Source organism: Aeromonas sp. s2, assembly GCF_040907935.1.
GTDB classification, from domain to species: Bacteria; Pseudomonadota; Gammaproteobacteria; order Enterobacterales; family Aeromonadaceae; genus Aeromonas; species Aeromonas dhakensis.
In genome coordinates, this window is the sequence record NZ_JBFOCR010000014.1 from 1 (window position 1) to 16,130 (window position 16,130).

At 61.7% G+C, this 16,130-nt stretch carries 13 protein-coding genes, 4 tRNA genes and 1 pseudogene; 7 read left to right on the forward strand and 11 right to left on the reverse strand.

Annotated elements, in window-relative coordinates; translation table 11 throughout:
• Position 1: 1 nt before the first annotated feature.
• The 10 genes from AB5Y81_RS10875 to lolB all read right to left on the reverse strand — a co-directional run bounded on the left by AB5Y81_RS10875 (position 2) and on the right by lolB (position 7,620).
• Positions 2-76 (reverse strand) — tRNA-Gln (locus AB5Y81_RS10875).
• Positions 77-222: 146 nt separating this feature from the next.
• Positions 223-297 (reverse strand) — tRNA-Gln (locus tag AB5Y81_RS10880).
• 8 nt (positions 298-305) lie between these two features.
• Positions 306-382: transfer RNA gene (locus tag AB5Y81_RS10885), tRNA-Met, on the reverse strand.
• 235 nt (positions 383-617) lie between these two features.
• Entirely contained in the window at positions 618-1,709 is a 1,092-nt protein-coding gene (gene ychF, locus AB5Y81_RS10890; RefSeq protein ID WP_005298458.1) for a redox-regulated ATPase YchF, read from the reverse strand.
• Between the two features lie 234 nt (positions 1,710-1,943).
• A complete protein-coding gene (gene pth / locus AB5Y81_RS10895; protein ID WP_017765021.1) occupies positions 1,944-2,540 on the reverse strand; it encodes an aminoacyl-tRNA hydrolase in 597 nt (198 codons plus the stop codon).
• Between the two features lie 194 nt (positions 2,541-2,734).
• Positions 2,735-4,726, reverse strand: a complete 1,992-nt coding sequence (locus AB5Y81_RS10900) for a bifunctional UDP-sugar hydrolase/5'-nucleotidase (RefSeq protein ID WP_201881689.1) — start codon at positions 4,724-4,726, stop codon at positions 2,735-2,737.
• A 102-nt stretch (positions 4,727-4,828) separates the two neighbouring features.
• Entirely contained in the window at positions 4,829-5,776 is a 948-nt protein-coding gene (locus AB5Y81_RS10905; RefSeq protein WP_005298464.1) for a ribose-phosphate pyrophosphokinase, read from the reverse strand.
• A gap of 309 nt (positions 5,777-6,085) precedes the next feature.
• Positions 6,086-6,160 (reverse strand) — tRNA-Gln (locus AB5Y81_RS10910).
• Positions 6,140-7,009 (reverse strand): 4-(cytidine 5'-diphospho)-2-C-methyl-D-erythritol kinase, encoded by an 870-nt coding sequence (ispE, locus tag AB5Y81_RS10915; protein WP_201889469.1) that lies wholly within the window; start codon positions 7,007-7,009, stop codon positions 6,140-6,142. Before ispE ends, AB5Y81_RS10910 begins: the two co-directional genes overlap by 21 nt.
• 26 nt (positions 7,010-7,035) lie before the next feature.
• On the reverse strand, positions 7,036-7,620 hold the full coding sequence (lolB, locus tag AB5Y81_RS10920; protein WP_010633224.1) for a lipoprotein insertase outer membrane protein LolB: 585 nt from the start codon (positions 7,618-7,620) through the stop codon (positions 7,036-7,038).
• 121 nt (positions 7,621-7,741) lie between these two features.
• Here lolB and hemA point away from each other — a divergent pair, with 121 nt between their 5' ends.
• From hemA to AB5Y81_RS10955, 7 genes and pseudogenes are all read left to right on the forward strand, one after another.
• Complete coding sequence (gene hemA / locus AB5Y81_RS10925; RefSeq protein WP_005298470.1) at positions 7,742-9,001, forward strand: glutamyl-tRNA reductase; 1,260 nt, start codon at positions 7,742-7,744, stop codon at positions 8,999-9,001.
• 51 nt (positions 9,002-9,052) lie between these two features.
• The gene (prfA, locus tag AB5Y81_RS10930) at positions 9,053-10,141 is read left to right on the forward strand and encodes a peptide chain release factor 1 (RefSeq protein ID WP_201885162.1); all 1,089 of its coding nucleotides are present in this window, start codon (positions 9,053-9,055) and stop codon (positions 10,139-10,141) included.
• Complete coding sequence (gene prmC / locus AB5Y81_RS10935) at positions 10,141-10,989, forward strand: peptide chain release factor N(5)-glutamine methyltransferase (protein WP_201885163.1); 849 nt, start codon at positions 10,141-10,143, stop codon at positions 10,987-10,989. Before prfA ends, prmC begins: the two co-directional genes overlap by 1 nt.
• Positions 10,990-11,032: 43 nt before the next feature.
• Positions 11,033-11,416: a SirB2 family protein gene (locus AB5Y81_RS10940; protein ID WP_010633227.1), complete on the forward strand. Its 384-nt coding sequence runs from the start codon at positions 11,033-11,035 to the stop codon at positions 11,414-11,416.
• 11 nt (positions 11,417-11,427) lie between these two features.
• Complete coding sequence (locus AB5Y81_RS10945; RefSeq protein ID WP_010633228.1) at positions 11,428-12,228, forward strand: SirB1 family protein; 801 nt, start codon at positions 11,428-11,430, stop codon at positions 12,226-12,228.
• Between the two features lie 174 nt (positions 12,229-12,402).
• Positions 12,403-13,257: a 3-deoxy-8-phosphooctulonate synthase gene (kdsA, locus tag AB5Y81_RS10950; protein WP_005298479.1), complete on the forward strand. Its 855-nt coding sequence runs from the start codon at positions 12,403-12,405 to the stop codon at positions 13,255-13,257.
• A 308-nt stretch (positions 13,258-13,565) separates the two neighbouring features.
• A pseudogene (locus tag AB5Y81_RS10955) lies at positions 13,566-14,846 on the forward strand (dicarboxylate/amino acid:cation symporter).
• A gap of 122 nt (positions 14,847-14,968) precedes the next feature.
• Here AB5Y81_RS10955 and grcA read toward each other — a convergent pair.
• On the reverse strand, positions 14,969-15,349 hold the full coding sequence (gene grcA / locus AB5Y81_RS10960) for an autonomous glycyl radical cofactor GrcA (RefSeq protein ID WP_005298483.1): 381 nt from the start codon (positions 15,347-15,349) through the stop codon (positions 14,969-14,971).
• Positions 15,350-16,130: the final 781 nt, after the last annotated feature.

Sequence of the window (16,130 nt, forward strand, 5' to 3'; positions counted from 1 at the left end):
ATGGCTGGGGTACTAGGATTCGAACCTAGGGATGGCGAGATCAAAACCCGCTGCCTTACCGCTTGGCGATACCCCAACAGCAATGTCTGACAGAGTCTATCAAACATCTTTTAACAATGGCCGGGATACCAGGATTTGAACCTGGACACATTGACGAGTTCAACACCCATCACTGCTTCCCTTGACCTGTCACCGGCACCTTGATACCGATAACTGAAATAATGGCTGGGGTACTAGGATTCGAACCTAGGAATGGCGAGATCAAAACCCGCTGCCTTACCGCTTGGCGATACCCCAACTAGAGATGGTGGCTATGACGGGATTCGAACCTGTGACCCCCGCATTATGAGTGCGATGCTCTAACCAACTGAGCTACATAGCCAACCTTGCTTCCAGTGCCTCGTTGCCTCGTCACTGTGCGGGCCGAATTATGCGTATCTGGCTCTGGGGCGTCAACCCTTTTTTTGTCTGAAAAAACGAATCTGAGTGCGTTTGGCGAGTTATTGGTCGCTGTCGCGCAAAAGCCCAACAATCTGGTTTTTTTTACGACATATCCGGCAGATAGGTGCTTGGGCCAGATAAAAAAAGAGGCCAGCAAATGCTGGCCTCTCATGGGATTAGACGTTGAACAGGAAGTTCATGATATCGCCATCCTTGACGATGTAATCCTTCCCTTCGGCGCGCATCTTGCCCGCTTCCTTGGCGCCTTGCTCACCCTTGTAGGCGATAAAGTCTTCGAAGGCGATGGTTTGGGCACGAATAAAGCCTTTTTCGAAGTCGGTGTGGATCTTGCCCGCGGCCTGCGGGGCGGTGGCGCCCACCGGAATGGTCCAGGCACGCACTTCCTTCACGCCGGCGGTGAAGTAGGTCTGCAGCTTGAGCAGCTCGTAACCGGAGCGGATCACCCGGTTCAGGCCCGGCTCTTCGATGCCCAGATCCGCCATGAACTCGGCGCGATCTTCGTCATCCAGCTCGGCGATGTCCGCTTCGATGGCGCAGCAGACCACCACCACGACGGCGTTCTCGGCGGCGGCGATTTCACGCACCTGATCCAGGTAGGGGTTGTTCTCGAAGCCATCTTCCGCCACGTTGGCGATGTACATGGTGGGCTTGAGGGTCAGGAAGTTGAGGTGGCTGACGGCGGCCAGCTCGTCCTTGTCCAGCTTCATGCCGCGGATCATCTGGCCGTCTTCCAGTGCCACCTTGATCTTCTCCAGCACTTCCACTTCCAGCTTGGCATCCTTGTCGCCGCCCTTGGCGCGCTTGGACTGGCGGTTGATGGCGCGCTCGCAGGCATCCAGATCGGAGAGGGCCAGCTCGGTGTTGATCACCTCGATGTCGTCAGCCGGGGAGACCTTGCCTGCCACGTGAACGATGTTCTCGTCCTCGAAGCAGCGCACCACGTGACCGATGGCCTCGGTTTCACGGATGTTGGCCAGGAACTGGTTGCCGAGGCCCTCGCCCTTGGAGGCACCGGCCACCAGGCCGGCGATGTCCACGAATTCCATGGTGGTCGGCACAACGCGCTGCGGATTGATGATGGCCGCCAGCTGGTCGAGGCGGGGATCCGGCATCGGTACCACGCCGGTGTTCGGCTCGATGGTGCAGAACGGGAAGTTGGCGGCTTCGATGCCGGCCTTGGTCAGCGCGTTGAACAGGGTGGATTTGCCTACATTGGGCAGGCCCACGATACCGCATTTAAAACCCATGGATTGTTACCTTACGTGATGGATGCTGTGTGAGGGCCGCAGAACCTGTCCATGCTCTTACTGCGAGGCCGTGATCAAGGCTCATGTGCTGCTCGGAATCCTCACGTATGACTATACGCTCCGGTTCCTGCGCTGCGCTTCACCTTGCTGACGACCTCTCGTCACAGTGCGTGGACAGGTTCTTGGGCGACCCTGTCATATTGTGCGAGCCTGACGCGTGTCAGGCATCTCTATTCAGACTTTCTCGGCCTTGAAGCTGTGCAGGCGGTTCATGGCCTTGGTCATGTCCTGCTTGAACAGAATGTCGGTGGCGCGCAGGGATTCGTCCAGCGCGGCGTCGATCAGGCTCTGCTCGCTGCTGGGCGCCTTGGTCAGCACGAAACCGGCGACCAGCTCCTTGGCGCCCGGGTGACCTATCCCCAGCCGCAGCCGGAAGAAATTGTTGTTGTTGCCCATCTTGGCAATGATGTCCTTGAGGCCGTTGTGGCCGCCGTGCCCACCGCCCTGCTTGAATTTGGCGATGCCGGGGGGCAGGTCCAGCTCATCGTGGGCCACCAGCATGGCTTCCGGCTCGATCTGGTAGAAGCGGGCCAGCGCGGCCACCGCCTTGCCGGAGAGGTTCATGTAGGTGTTCGGGATGAGCAGGCGCACATCCTGGCCATCTACCTGGATGCGGGCGGTGTGGCCGAAGAACTTGGGCTCTTCGCGCAGGCTGACATTGTGCCAGCGTGCCAGTTGCTCCACATACCAGGCGCCCGCGTTGTGGCGAGTCTTGGCATATTCCGGGCCGGGATTGCCCAGCCCCACGATCAGTTTGATTTGGCTTGTCACGCTTGATTTCTTCACTCGCTGCTTGCAATGGGCCGACTGCCCAGGGCAATGGGACGCAATATTCTAGCCGCCGACTGGCGATCACTCAACCAAAGCTCGGCCAGTGCCGGGGAAAAGCGGGGAACCGGTGGCCAACGGCAGCAAAACGGGCCCCAGTGCGGGGCCCGTTTTGTGGCTTGCCGGCGGGGGCCGGGTTACTGCGCGGCACGCACCAGGGTGACCGTCTCTTCGTCCAGGGCGGTCAGGGTCGGGCGCTGTTCGCGTACATATTGCACGAAGGAGGCGGCGTCGGTGCCGCAATCCACGCCGCTCGCCTTGCAGTCAAGCTGATGGCCGGCGGCATAGCGGGCGCTGAGCTGATCGCCGCGCTGCTCCACCCGCTCGACCGGGAAGCCGGTCAGCTTGCCATCCTGCCAGGCGAGATCCAGCCGCTCGGCTTGCTGCGCCTGGGCGCGGGCCAGCGCCTGCCAGCCATCGTTGCCGTTGGCGCTGTAGGCATTCATCACCACCCGATAGCGCTGGCTGTCCACCAGATCCTGCCACTGGCCGTCGGCATTCTGCCACTGCAACTGGGTCAGGGCGCCGCCCTTGCCCGGGGTGGTCTCGGTGAAGGTGTAGCGCAGGTGGCCGCCGTAGGGGAACTTGCCGGCGTGGGCGCTGGCGGGCAGGGTGGCGGTGATGGTCTCGGTCAAGAGGGCGCGCACGTCGGCGCCGGTCAGGGTCAGCACCGAGAGCTGGTTCTTGAACGGCAGCAGGGTGAGCGCGGCATCCCCTTCGCGCAGCTCGCCGGCCGGCAGATCGGCGCGCACGCCGCCCACCGCCAGCAGGGCGAAGTGGACCGGACCGCCGGTCAGCGCCTGCACCGCCGGGGTATTGGCCCAGTAGTACTGCCCTTCGGCCACCAGGGGGGCGACGTCGGAGCCGTGGCTGTCGCTGCCGTTGTCGCCGGGGCGGCGGGCATTTTGCAGGGCGGCCGGGATGGTGGCGATGACGGGGCCGAACGCCTGCTCCAGAGCGGGCTTGTAGTGGCTGTCGATGATGCCGCGCAGGCGCGGGTCTTCATCCACGGTCACCAGGTTGGGCTGAGCGTCGATGAACTTGCCGGCCTGCTTGCTGCGGGTCTCATCCAGTGCCTGCTTGCGGGCGGGATCGGCGAAGAAGTCGCGGCTGGCCAGCAGCTGGTTCTGACCCTGACAGGCGATGACCCTGCCCTGGGCGTCGAAACTGACCCGGGCCAGCCCGATGGCCTGGGCATAGGAGCCGGCCTGTACCACGCAGGTCATGCCGACCCCGTCCGGGTTGGTGACAAGCGCCGCGTACTCGCCGGTGTTGCCCCAGCCGATGTTGCGAAAATCGCCGAGCAGGCTGTGGGAGTGACCGCCGACGATGGCGTCGATGCCGTTCACCTTGGCCGCCAGCGCCAGATCCCGCTGGTTGCCGATGTGGGTGAGCGCCACTATGTGGTCGATGCCGTGCTGGCGCAGCAGATCCACCGTGGCCTGGGCCGAGGTGACTTCATTGCCGAACCGCAGCTTGCCGACGTTGGGGGAGATGTTGGCCATGTCCTCCAGCACCAGCCCCATCACGGCGACCAGCTGCTTGCCCTGGGGCAGGTTGTTGATGTCGGTGACCGGGCTCTTCTGGTTGCCGTCGAAGGCGTAGATGACGAACGGCTTGAGGTTGGCGGCGTGGCGCAGATCCGGGTCGTCGCGGGTATCCAGGTTGGCGGCCAGCACCGGGAAGTTGACCCCCTTGATGAAGCGGGCCAGCTTCTGGTTGTCGAGATCGAATTCGTGGTTGCCCAGCGCCATGGCGTCGAGGCCGAACTGGCTCAGCAGCTCGGCGTTGGCCATCCCCTCGTTGAGCTTGAAGTAGCCGCTGCCCTGCCAGGCATCGCCGCCGTGCAGCAGCAGGAGCGGCTGGTTCTTGGCCAGCGCGTCGGCCTGGAAGGATTTCGCCATGGTGAGCAGGCGCGGATAGCCGCCGAAGCGGGTGTAGAGGGTGTCGGTTTCCCCCTGCTCGCCAAAGAGAGGCCCCTTCAGATCGGCGTTGACCGGGTCAAACTGGGAGTGGGTGTCGTTCATATGAGCCAGAGTCAGCACGAAAGGCTGGTTTTCATTGTTGGGCTGACAGGCGAACAGGAAGCTGCAGAAGGCGAGGAGCAGCAGCGGGCGCAAGCGATTCATGGAACAATCCTTAATCTGCGACGGGGCAGGGCAATACCGGGTGTAACTGGGACTAGAAAGACAAAAACCGCCAGCTGGCGGTTTTTGTCACAACAGGGTCTATCAATGCTCAAACATGGCAGAGATGGACTCTTCGTTGCTGATGCGGCGAATGGCTTCGGCCAGCACGGAAGAGAGCGTCAGCTGCTTGACCTTGTCGACCGCCTTCATCTCCGCGGTGAGCGGGATGGAGTCGGTGATGATCAGCTCGTCGATCACGGAGTTCTTGATGTTCTCCACGGCGGAACCGGAGAAGACCGGGTGAGTGGCGTAGGCGAATACACGCTTGGCGCCGCGCTCTTTCAGGGCTTCTGCGGCTTTGCACAGGGTGCCGCCGGTGTCGATCATGTCGTCGACGATGATGCAGTCGCGGCCGGCCACGTCACCGATCAGGTGCATGACCTGGGAGACGTTCGGGCGGGGACGACGCTTGTCGATGATGGCGATGTCGGTATCGTCCAGCAGCTTGGCGATGGCACGGGCACGTACCACGCCGCCGATGTCCGGCGACACGACCACGGGGGATTCGAGGTTCTTGGACTTCATGTCTTCCAGCAGCACCGGGCTGCCGAACACGTTGTCGACCGGGACGTCGAAGAAGCCCTGGATTTGCTCGGCATGCAGGTCAACGGTCAGCACGCGATCCACACCGACGCTGGAGAGGAAGTCGGCGACGACCTTGGCGGTGATGGGAACACGGGCGGAGCGGACGCGGCGGTCCTGACGGGCATAGCCAAAGTAGGGAATTACGGCAGTGATACGGCCAGCTGAAGCACGACGCAGAGCATCCACCATCACGATCAATTCCATCAAATTGTCGTTGGTCGGGGCACAGGTGGATTGAATGATGAAGATATCGCCACCACGTACATTCTCGTTGATCTGTACGCTGATCTCGCCGTCGCTAAAGCGACCTACGGCAGCATTGCCGAGTTTGATAAACAGGCGATCTGCGATCTTCTGGGCTAGTTCCGGCGTTGCGTTACCAGCAAACAGCTTCATGTCAGGCACGGTTTGAAACCTCGGGGTTGCATCCAGTATGTGGGGAGTCTGATTAGACCCTTATCGTTTGGGGGCAAACGATTTATCAAGTTGACGGGTCAGACCACTATAGGCTGCTTTCAGGTCAGGTGCCCACGTTACATGCGGCAAGCCGGTTGAGCGTCGTGCTGGTCGACCCCCCGTCATCCATGATGACCAGTGACCTTCCCGAAGACGACAGGGTAACGATGGGTGCTGCAACCGGCGAGGGGGAGTGTGCACTCCCGGCAAGACTGCTGCGGCAGGTGAATCGATATACCCTGTTCGATGTTCAGGAGATGGCTGGGGTACTAGGATTCGAACCTAGGAATGGCGAGATCAAAACCCGCTGCCTTACCGCTTGGCGATACCCCAATCACTGACTTGTTGCAATGTAGCGAAGAGTGGTGATATGTTCTCGCCCTTGGCGACAAATCCATCCCACTCTCTCGGCACTTTTGCCAACACTTCCCGAGCAGCCACTTCGTCTTCAAACTGAGCAAAGACGCAGGCTCCTGTGCCCGTCATTCTTGACGGCGCGTATTCTAGCAACCAGCCGAGCGCATTGGCAACCTCGGGGTGGCGCTTTTTCACCAGCAATTCGCAATCGTTTTTCCACTCCCCTTCCAGCAGATTGTGCAATGCCATTTTCGGGGTATCTCTGGGCAGGTCCGGATCCTGGAACACGGCGGCGGTCGCTACATGGCAATCGGGCTTGAGCACCAGATACCAGGCGCTCGGCAACTCGACCGGCTGCAGCCGCTCACCGACCCCCTCGGCAAAGGCGGCCTTGCCGCGCACGAACACCGGCACGTCGGCGCCCAGCTGCACGCCGAGCTCGGCCAGCTCGTCTTCGCTCAGGCCGGCCTGCCAGAGGTGGTTGAGGGCCACTAACGTGGTGGCGGCGTCCGATGAACCACCGCCGATGCCGCCGCCCATGGGTAAGACTTTTTCCAGCCGGATATGCGCGCCCTGTGGGCTCGGCAGTTTTGCCTGCAGCAGGCGGGCGGCGCGGATGATGAGGTTCTGTTCATCGGGCACGCCGGGAATGGCCGGGCTCAGGGTGAGCCTGTCGCTGGCCGGGATCACCTCGAACTCGAGCCAGTCGCCGTGGTTGAGGAAGATGAACAGGGTCTGCAGCTCGTGGTAGCCGTCCGGGCGACGGCTGTTGACGTGCAAAAAGAGATTGAGTTTGGCCGGAGCCGGCCAGCGCATGGCGCTCATGGGGGAGTCCTTGTCGATGGCCGCCATCAGCGGGTGATGGTCCACTGGTTGATCTGCAGCTTGAGGCGGCTGCCCTGGCCGGTCATGGTGAGCAGGTGCGGCAGGCGATAGCCGTCCTGATCCCGGTAGTCGCCATAGACGATCTGCCACTGACCGTCACGCACGCTGGCCAGACTGCGGTCGGGGTTGAGTTCGAACTCGGCCTCGCCCGGCAAGCCCTTGATCCACGCCGGCAGTCCGGCCACCGGAATGTTCCAGCCGGTGAGCTGATAGACGAGCGCCTCGGCATCCTGGCTCTGGTGCGGGTTGCCCTCGTTGTCGATCAGGGTGATCTCGCCCTTGCTGCGGGAGAGCTCCAGGATGTGGGTGCCGATCAGGCTGGTGAGGTTGAGGCGATAGTCGTCGCCATCCTGCTGCCAGTTGACCCGGGCGCTGCCCTTCTGCTGGGCGGTGATGATGGCCATCTTGCCAGACAGCTGCCAATGGGTCAGTTGCTCGAGCCGGGTACGCTCCTGCTGCCAGTTGACCTGATCGCGCTGGGGTTGGGTAGTGGCGCAACCGGCCAGCAACAGCAGGCAGCCAAGGGTGAAAAGACGCAACAACAAGGTCATGCTCCGGAAAAGGTGATTTGGCACAGTATACGGGGGGGCCGTATCGCTTTTAAAGACTTACCCTTTCTCGTACAATTGGCAGCCTTTACTCCCTGCGCACAGATACGATCCACGCCCACTCATGAGTTTGCTTGCCCTCGGAATCAACCACAACACCGCCAGTGTCGCCTTGCGGGAGCGGGTCGCCTTCGGCCCGGACTGCATCGATCGCGCCTTGCGTGAGCTGGTCGCCCAACCCGGTGTAAGCGAGGCGGTGATCGTCTCGACCTGCAACCGCACCGAGCTTTACTGCAGCCTGGAGCAGGGGCAGGGCGAGCAGGTGTTGCAGTGGCTGCAGCGGTTTCACGACCTGGATGCGGCCGAGGTGGTCTCCGCCATCTATCGGCATCAGGACGAGGAGGCGGTCCGCCATTTGATGCGGGTGGCCTGCGGGCTCGACTCCCTGGTGCTGGGAGAGCCGCAGATCCTGGGGCAGATCAAGCAATCCTATGCCCATGCCCAGCAATCCGAGGCGGTGAAGGGGGCGCTGGAGCGTTTGTTCCAGAAATCCTTCTCGGTGGCCAAGCGGGTGCGCACCGATACCGAGATCGGCGCCAGCGCCGTGTCGGTGGCCTTTGCCGCGGTGAGCCTGGGGCGGCGGATCTTCTCCGATCTCTCCCAGACCAAGGTGCTGCTGGTCGGCGCCGGCGAGACCATCGAACTGGTGGCCCGCCACCTGCGCGAGCAGAACGTCACCCAGATGATGGTGGCCAACCGCACCCTGCAGCGGGCCCAGCTGTTGGCCGAGGAGTTCGGCGCCCAGGTGATGACGCTCGAAGAGATCCCCGATTACCTGCACGAGGCGGACATCGTCATCAGCTCCACCGCGAGCCCCTTGCCCATCATCGGCAAGGGCATGGTGGAGCGGGCGCTCAAGGCTCGCCGCTTCAGGCCCATGTTCCTGGTGGACATCGCCGTGCCCCGCGACATCGAGGCGGAGGTGGACGAGCTCTCGGACGCCTATCTCTACACGGTGGACGACCTGCAGGGCATCATCGAGCAGAACCTCGAGACCCGCAAACGGGCCGCCGCCGAGGCTGAGCTCATCGTGCAGGAAGAGCGCGATGACTTCATGGGCTGGTATCGCAGCCTCCACTCGGTGGATCTCATCCGCGATTACCGCCACCAGTCCCAGCAGGTGGCCGATGAAGAGCTGCAGCGCGCCCTGCTGGCTCTGCAGCAGGGCGAGCCTGCCGAGCAGGCGCTCAAGGCGCTGGCCCACCGCCTCACCAACAAGTTGATCCACGCACCGACCCAGGCCCTGCGCCAGGCCGCCGCCCAGGGGGATCACCACCAGCTGGCCCAGTTGCGCCAGGTGTTGGGGTTGTCACAAGAGTCATAGTTTGGGGGCGATCACCCGGTCGTCCCGTCCTCCATCGAGAACACAAGATTTATGAACCCGTCACTGATCAGAAAGCTGGAAGGCCTCATCGAGCGCCACGAAGAAGTACAGGCCATGCTCGGCGAGCCGGACGTGGCCGCGGATCAGGATCGCTATCGCGCCCTGACCCGGGAATATGCCCAGCTGGAAGATATCGTTCACGCTTTCCAGCAATTCCGCCAGGCCGAAGAGAACCTGGACGCCACCCGCCAGATGCTGGAAGAGGAGGATGCCGACCTGCGCGAGATGGCGCAGGAGGAGCTGCCGCTGGCCAAGGCGACCTTCGAGGAGCAGCAGCAGGCGCTGCAGGTAATGCTGTTGCCGCGCGACCCCAAGGATGACAACAACTGCTATCTGGAGATCCGCGCCGGCGCCGGTGGTGACGAGGCGGCGATCTTTGCGGGCGATCTGTTTCGCATGTATTCGCGCTACGCCGAGCGCCAGGGCTGGCGCGTCTCCATCGTCAGCTGCAACGACGGCGAGCATGGCGGCTACAAGGAGGTGATCGCCAAGGTGGAGGGCGAGCACGTCTACGGCCGCCTCAAGTTTGAATCCGGTGGTCACCGGGTACAGCGGGTGCCGGAAACCGAATCCCAGGGCCGGGTGCACACCTCCGCCTGTACCGTCGCCGTGCTGCCGGAAGTGCCGGAAGCCGAGCAGATCGAGATCAACCCCTCGGATCTGAAGATCGACACCTTCCGCGCCTCCGGGGCCGGTGGCCAGCACGTCAACAAGACCGACTCCGCCATCCGCATCACCCACCTGCCCACCGGCCTGGTGGTGGAGTGTCAGGACGAGCGCTCCCAGCACAAGAACCGCGCCAAGGCGATGTCGGTACTCTCCGCCCGTCTGCAGGCGGCCGAGGATGAGCGCCACCGCGCCGCCGAGCAGAGCACCCGCCGCAACCTGGTAGGGTCGGGGGATCGCTCCGAGCGTATCCGCACCTACAACTACCCGCAGGGGCGCCTCTCCGAGCACCGCATCAACCTCACCCTCTACCGCCTCGGCGAGATCATGGAAGGGGACCTGGACTGCGTCATCAACCCGATGATCCAGGAGTACCAGGCCGATCAGCTCGCCTCCCTGGCCGAGAGCAACTGATGCAGATCCAGCAGGCTCGCGCCCACATCATGGCGACCCTGGCAGGGGGGGAATCCCCCCGCGCCGATGCCGATGCGTTGCTCTGCCATCTGCTGGAGTGCCGGCGCAGCTACCTGATGACCTGGCCGGAGCGCGAGCTAAATGCCGCCCAGCAGGCGACCCTGCAGGGCTGGCTCGAACGCCGTCTCTATGGCGAACCCATCGCCCACCTGATTGGCGAGCGGGAGTTCTGGTCGCTGCCGCTCAAGGTGAGCCCCGCCACCCTGATCCCGCGCCCCGACACCGAGGTGCTGGTCGAGCAGGCGCTGGCGCGGCTGCCAGCAGGCCCCTGCGCCGTGCTGGATCTGGGCACCGGCACCGGCGCCATCGCACTGGCGCTCAAGTCGGAGCGACCGGATGCCGATGTATGGGCGGTAGACAGAATGCCGGCAGCGGCAGCCCTGGCCCGTGCCAACAGCGCCGCCCTTGGTCTGCCCATCGAGGTGCGCGACGGCAGCTGGTTCGAACCGCTGGTCGAGCCCTCGCCAAGCCAGGCGCCGCGCTTTGCGATGATCGTCTCCAACCCGCCCTACATCGACGGGGCAGATCCGCACCTCGACGAGGGGGACGTGCGCTTCGAGCCCCGCTCCGCCCTGGTGGCGGACGAGCAGGGGCTGGCGGATATCCGGCTGATCGTGGCGGGCGCGCCGGCCCATCTGCTGCCGGGCGGCTGGCTGTTGCTGGAGCATGGCTGGCAGCAGGGGGAGGCGGTGCGTCAACTCCTGCTGCAACAGGGCTACCTTCAGGTGGAAACCGTGCGCGATTACGGCGATAACGAGCGGGTGACCCTGGGGCGGCTGGCTCAGTGATGATGACGGGCGGGCCGGGCCTGCCTCTGTTCAAGGACACGTTATGTATTTTGCTATCAAACATCTGCACCTGCTGCTGATTGGCCTGGCCGTGCTGATGTTCATGTTGCGCTTCTATTGGCTGCAGACCGGCTCGAGCCGCGCCGCCAGCGCCCGTACCCTTCGGTTGAGCGGCTGGCTCAACGGCCTGGTGGTGCTCTCCGGCGTGCTGCTGTGCATGGTGCTGGATCTCAATCCGCTCAACAACGCCACCCCCTGGCTCAGCGAGAAGCTGACCGCCATCCTGGTGGTGGCTTTTCTGGCCATGATGGCACTGCGCCTGGCCCGCAGTAACGGCATCCGCTGGTTTGCGTTTCTGGGAGCCCTCGGCTGGCTCTTCTTCATCGCCAAGCTGGCCGTCTACAAGCAGGCCAGCCTGTTCGGTTAAGGATGATGACGATGATACGCGTAGACGAATGGACCGATTTCGAAGCCCATGACATCGCCGAGCTGGCGCTGTCGGTGAGCGACGAGATCCATGGCATCAGCGGCCGCGGGACGGCGGAGCTGGCCCGCCTCGACGCTTGGCTGGACGAGGCCATCGAGGAGGGGGATTGCGACCAGGTGCGCCGCCAGCTGCTGCAGGGCTTCTACCAGACCTTAGGGTTTCACGGCGACTGGCAGGACTACTTCTCGGTGGCTAACTGCGATCTGGCTCAGGTTCTGGCCCGCAAGCAGGGCATTCCGGTCAGCCTTGGCATCCTCATCATTCAGCTGGGGCGCAAGCTTGGGCTGGATGTGGAGGGGATCTGCTTCCCCGGGCACTTCCTGGTGAGCTTCGCCGGCAGCGAGGGAGAGGTTTATGTAGACCCCTTCACCGGCGACGAGCTGAGCCTGCACCACATCGAGCTGCTGCTGCGCGGGGCCCTCGGCAACCTGGCCACCCTCAGCTCGGATCACCTGCAACCTGCCGGTCAGTGGGAGATCATCGAGCGGCTGCTCAACGTGAGCAAGGGCGCCCTGCTGCGGGAAGACCGGATGACCGAGGCGCTGCGCTGCAGCGAACTGCTGCTGCGGATGAAGCCCGGTGACCCGCTGGAGACGCGGGATCGCGGCTTCATCTACGAGCAGCTCGACTGCCCGCGCTTCGCCGCCGACGATTTTGAGTACTTTATTGAACAGTGCCCGGACGATCCGGTGGCCGACGTGCTGAAAGCCCAGCTGGCCGCCCTGGATCTGAGCCCCAAGCCCCTCCACTGAGGGGCGGGCAACGGCCTCGCTGCATGCGAGGCCCTGGCCGAATTGAGAGTCCCATGCCGCTGCATGCAAGGCCTGGGAGATGCAACAGACGAGTATCGAGGCCATGCTGCCCTGGGCAGTGCGGCCGGATGTGGATTCAAGCCCTGCAAGCCCTTTTACCTAAGGAAGCCTGAGATGGAACAGAAGAATATCAAGGTCAATGGCATCGACGTCGCCAACGACAAACCGTTCGTGTTGTTCGGTGGCATGAACGTGCTGGAATCGCGCGACATGGCGATGGCCGTGTGCGAGAAGTACGTGGAAGTGACCTCCAAACTGGGTATCCCGTTCGTGTTCAAGGCGAGCTGGGACAAGGCCAACCGCTCCTCCATCCACTCCTACCGCGGTCCGGGTCTGGAAGAGGGGATGAAGATCTTCCAGGAGCTGAAAGCGACCTTCGGCATGCCGGTGATCTCTGATCTGCACGAGCCCCATCAGGCCAAACCGGTGGCCGAGGTGGTCGACGTCATCCAGCTGCCCGCCTTCCTGGCGCGCCAGACCGATCTGGTGGAGGCCATGGCCCGCACCGGCAACGTCATCAACATCAAGAAGCCGCAGTTCCTCAGCCCAAGCCAGATGAAGAACATCACCGACAAGTTCGAGGAGTGCGGCAACGACCGTCTGATCCTGTGCGAGCGCGGCGTCAACTTCGGTTATGACAACCTGGTGGTGGACATGCTGGGGCTGGGGGTGATGAAGAAGAGCACCGGCGGCTACCCGGTCATCTTCGACGTGACCCACTCCCTGCAGTGCCGTGACCCCATGGGCGCCGCCTCCGGCGGTCGTCGCGAGCAGGTGGCCGAGCTGGCCCGTGCCGGCATGGCGGTCGGTCTGGCCGGTCTGTTCATCGAATCCCACCCGGACCCCAAGGTGGCTCGTTGCGACGGCCCGAGCGCGTTGCCGCTGGAGAAGCTGGAAGGCTTCCTCAAGCAGATGAAGGCCATCGACGATCTGGTCAAGGGCTTCGAGCCGCTCGATACTTCCATCTGAACCTGGCCCACGCTGGCCCCATAAAAATGCCCCGCACTGCGGGGCATTTTTGTTTTCGCGCTGTTTTTATTTCCTGGGCCAGCATAAATCAATCACGGAATAAATACATCTGGGTTGCCATGGTGTTAATGTTGTTAAATCTGTTGTGTGATTGATGTCTATTAATTGCTTCTTTCAACATGTGAAAGTAGCCCCTGTTGTGATGAGGGAACGGCACGAACCGGGCGAGATAATTCATATTTCGTCACGGCTTGCTGCATGCGTATTTCTGCCATGACACATCTCATTAAACTGACAGGACGTTAAGAATGCAGAAAAAAATAGTCAGCAGCCTGTATTTTCAGGTGTTGTTAGCGATCACCCTCGGAGTCATCCTGGGGCATATATATCCCGACCTCGGAGCGGACATGAAACCGCTTGGAGATGGTTTCGTCAAATTAATCAAAATGATCATCGCCCCGGTTATATTCTGCACCGTGGTGACCGGCATTGCCGGCATGGAGAGCATGAAAGCGGTGGGCAAAACCGGCGCCATCGCGCTGCTCTATTTTGAAGTGGTCAGCACCATCGCCCTCATCATCGGGCTGTGCGTGGTCAACCTGCTGCAACCGGGGGCGGGCATGAACGTCGACCCCGCCACGCTCGACGCCAGCGCCATCTCTGCCTACGCCGAACAGGCCAAGGCACAGGGCATCATCCCCTTCCTGCTGGACGTGATCCCGGGCAGCGTGATCGGCGCCTTCGCCAGCGGCAATATTCTGCAGGTGCTGTTATTTGCGGTGCTGTTCGGCTTCTCCCTGCACCATATCGGCGAGAAGGGAAAAGTGATATTCAATGTCATCGACAGCTTCTCCCAGGTTATTTTCGGGATCATCAATATGATCATGCGGCTGGCACCGGTGGGTGCATTTGGTGCCATGGCATTTACCATCGGTAAATATGGTATCGGCTCGCTGGTTCAGCTCGGGTAATTAATCGCCTGCTTCTACATGACCTGCCTGTTGTTTATTTTCCTGGTACTGGGCTCTATTGCCAGAGCGAATGGTTTCAGCATCCTGCGTTTTATTTCCTATATTCGGGAAGAGCTGCTGATCGTGCTTGGTACATCCTCTTCTGAATCTGTATTGCCGCGCATGCTGGTCAAGATGGAGGCGCTCGGTTGCAAGAAGTCGGTGGTGGGGCTGGTGATCCCGACCGGTTACTCCTTCAACCTGGACGGTACCTCCATCTATCTGACCATGGCGGCCATCTTCATCGCTCAGGCCACCAATACCCCGCTCGATCTGTTCCAGCAGATCACCCTGCTGGTGGTGCTGCTCATCTCCTCGAAGGGGGCGGCCGGGGTGACCGGCAGCGGCTTCATCGTGCTGGCGGCCACCATCTCGGCGGTAGGCCACCTGCCGCTGGCCGGGCTGGCGTTGATCCTCGGCATCGATCGCTTCATGTCGGAGGCCCGCGCCCTGACCAACCTCATCGGCAACGGGGTGGCCACCCTGGTGGTGGCCCGTTACTGCGATCAGCTCGACGAGCAGCAGATGCACGAGGCGCTGAGCAACCCGACGCAAGCCGTCAAGGTGGATCAGCATTGAACCACCGATACCTGCACCGTGCGCTGCCAGCCTGTCGAGCACGGGCAGCCAACGGGGGGGGNAGCCATAAAAAAACGGCCCGTTTGGGCCGTTTTTCATGATACCGGTTGGTGCAGAGCGACTTACAGGCTCTGGGTGAAGGTGCGGGTCACCACGTCACGCTGCTGTTCCGGGGTCAGTGCGTTGAAGCGCACGGCGTAGCCGGAGACACGGATGGTCAGCTGCGGGTACTTCTCCGGGTTGGCGATGGCGTCTTCCAGGGTCTCGCGACGCAGGACGTTGACGTTCAGGTGCTGGCCACCTTCGACGGCCGGCTCGGCCTGTACCGGCAGTTCACGGTATTCGAACTGGCCCAGGTCGGAGAGGCTGACTTCCTGATCGGCGGCAAAGGCATCACCCTTGGCGCAGATGCAGCGAGCCTGTTGCTTCTCTTCGTCCAGCAGCCAGAACGAGTTCAGCAGAGCGGCGTTGGCAGACTGGGTGATTTGGATGCCCTTGATCATGGTATGACTCCTCATAGGAAAGCGGATTCAACTGTAAGGACATTACCCTGATGTATTTAAACCACCGGGATGATTTAAAGGGCCCTTGCCTTACACCTTTACTTTGTTGGGTCATATATACCACGATGGTAATATTACGAAAATTGATCTAAATCAAAAAATACGCGATCCGTATGGATGTGAAGGGATTAACTTATTGAGATTAATCAAAAATAGGTCATTTTTCTGATTATGAAAGATATCCAAATTATGCATCTTTCATTAATTAAATCTAGTAATTTAACTACATCTTTTCATGTTCCAGCTCGCTCGCAGCTGGATTCGCCATACAGTAGGCGAAGGGGATAAGCCAATGATGGGGATACGCCAAAAAGGTGAAGGAGAGGCTTAACCAAGGAAAAAGAGGGCGATGGGGGTCGACAGGCGAGCGGGAGAGTGGCCCAGCCATCGCCAGACGAGGCCATGGGGAGTCGCGTGGGAGTTCAGTGCCGACCTCTTGCTCATCCGAAGATGGCCGGCGGCGACCGAAAGGTGAGCACGGTGGCCACGGCTTGGCCGGGAGAAGGAATCCGCAGGGGCATCCTGGTTGCGTCTTGGGGGCTGGCCCCCTATCCTGAGCCCCTTGCTGCATTAATGGGGGCAGGGGGCGCGTGCTGGCCGATTGGCCTGCGTAAAAAGCAAGGTGACCCTGGGCCTGCCGTATTCATCGAGGATGGTGGCGTGCTGTGCTGTGCCCGTGTGGGTGAGCAGGGCGCAGGCCATCCATCCGGCCCTGTAGATC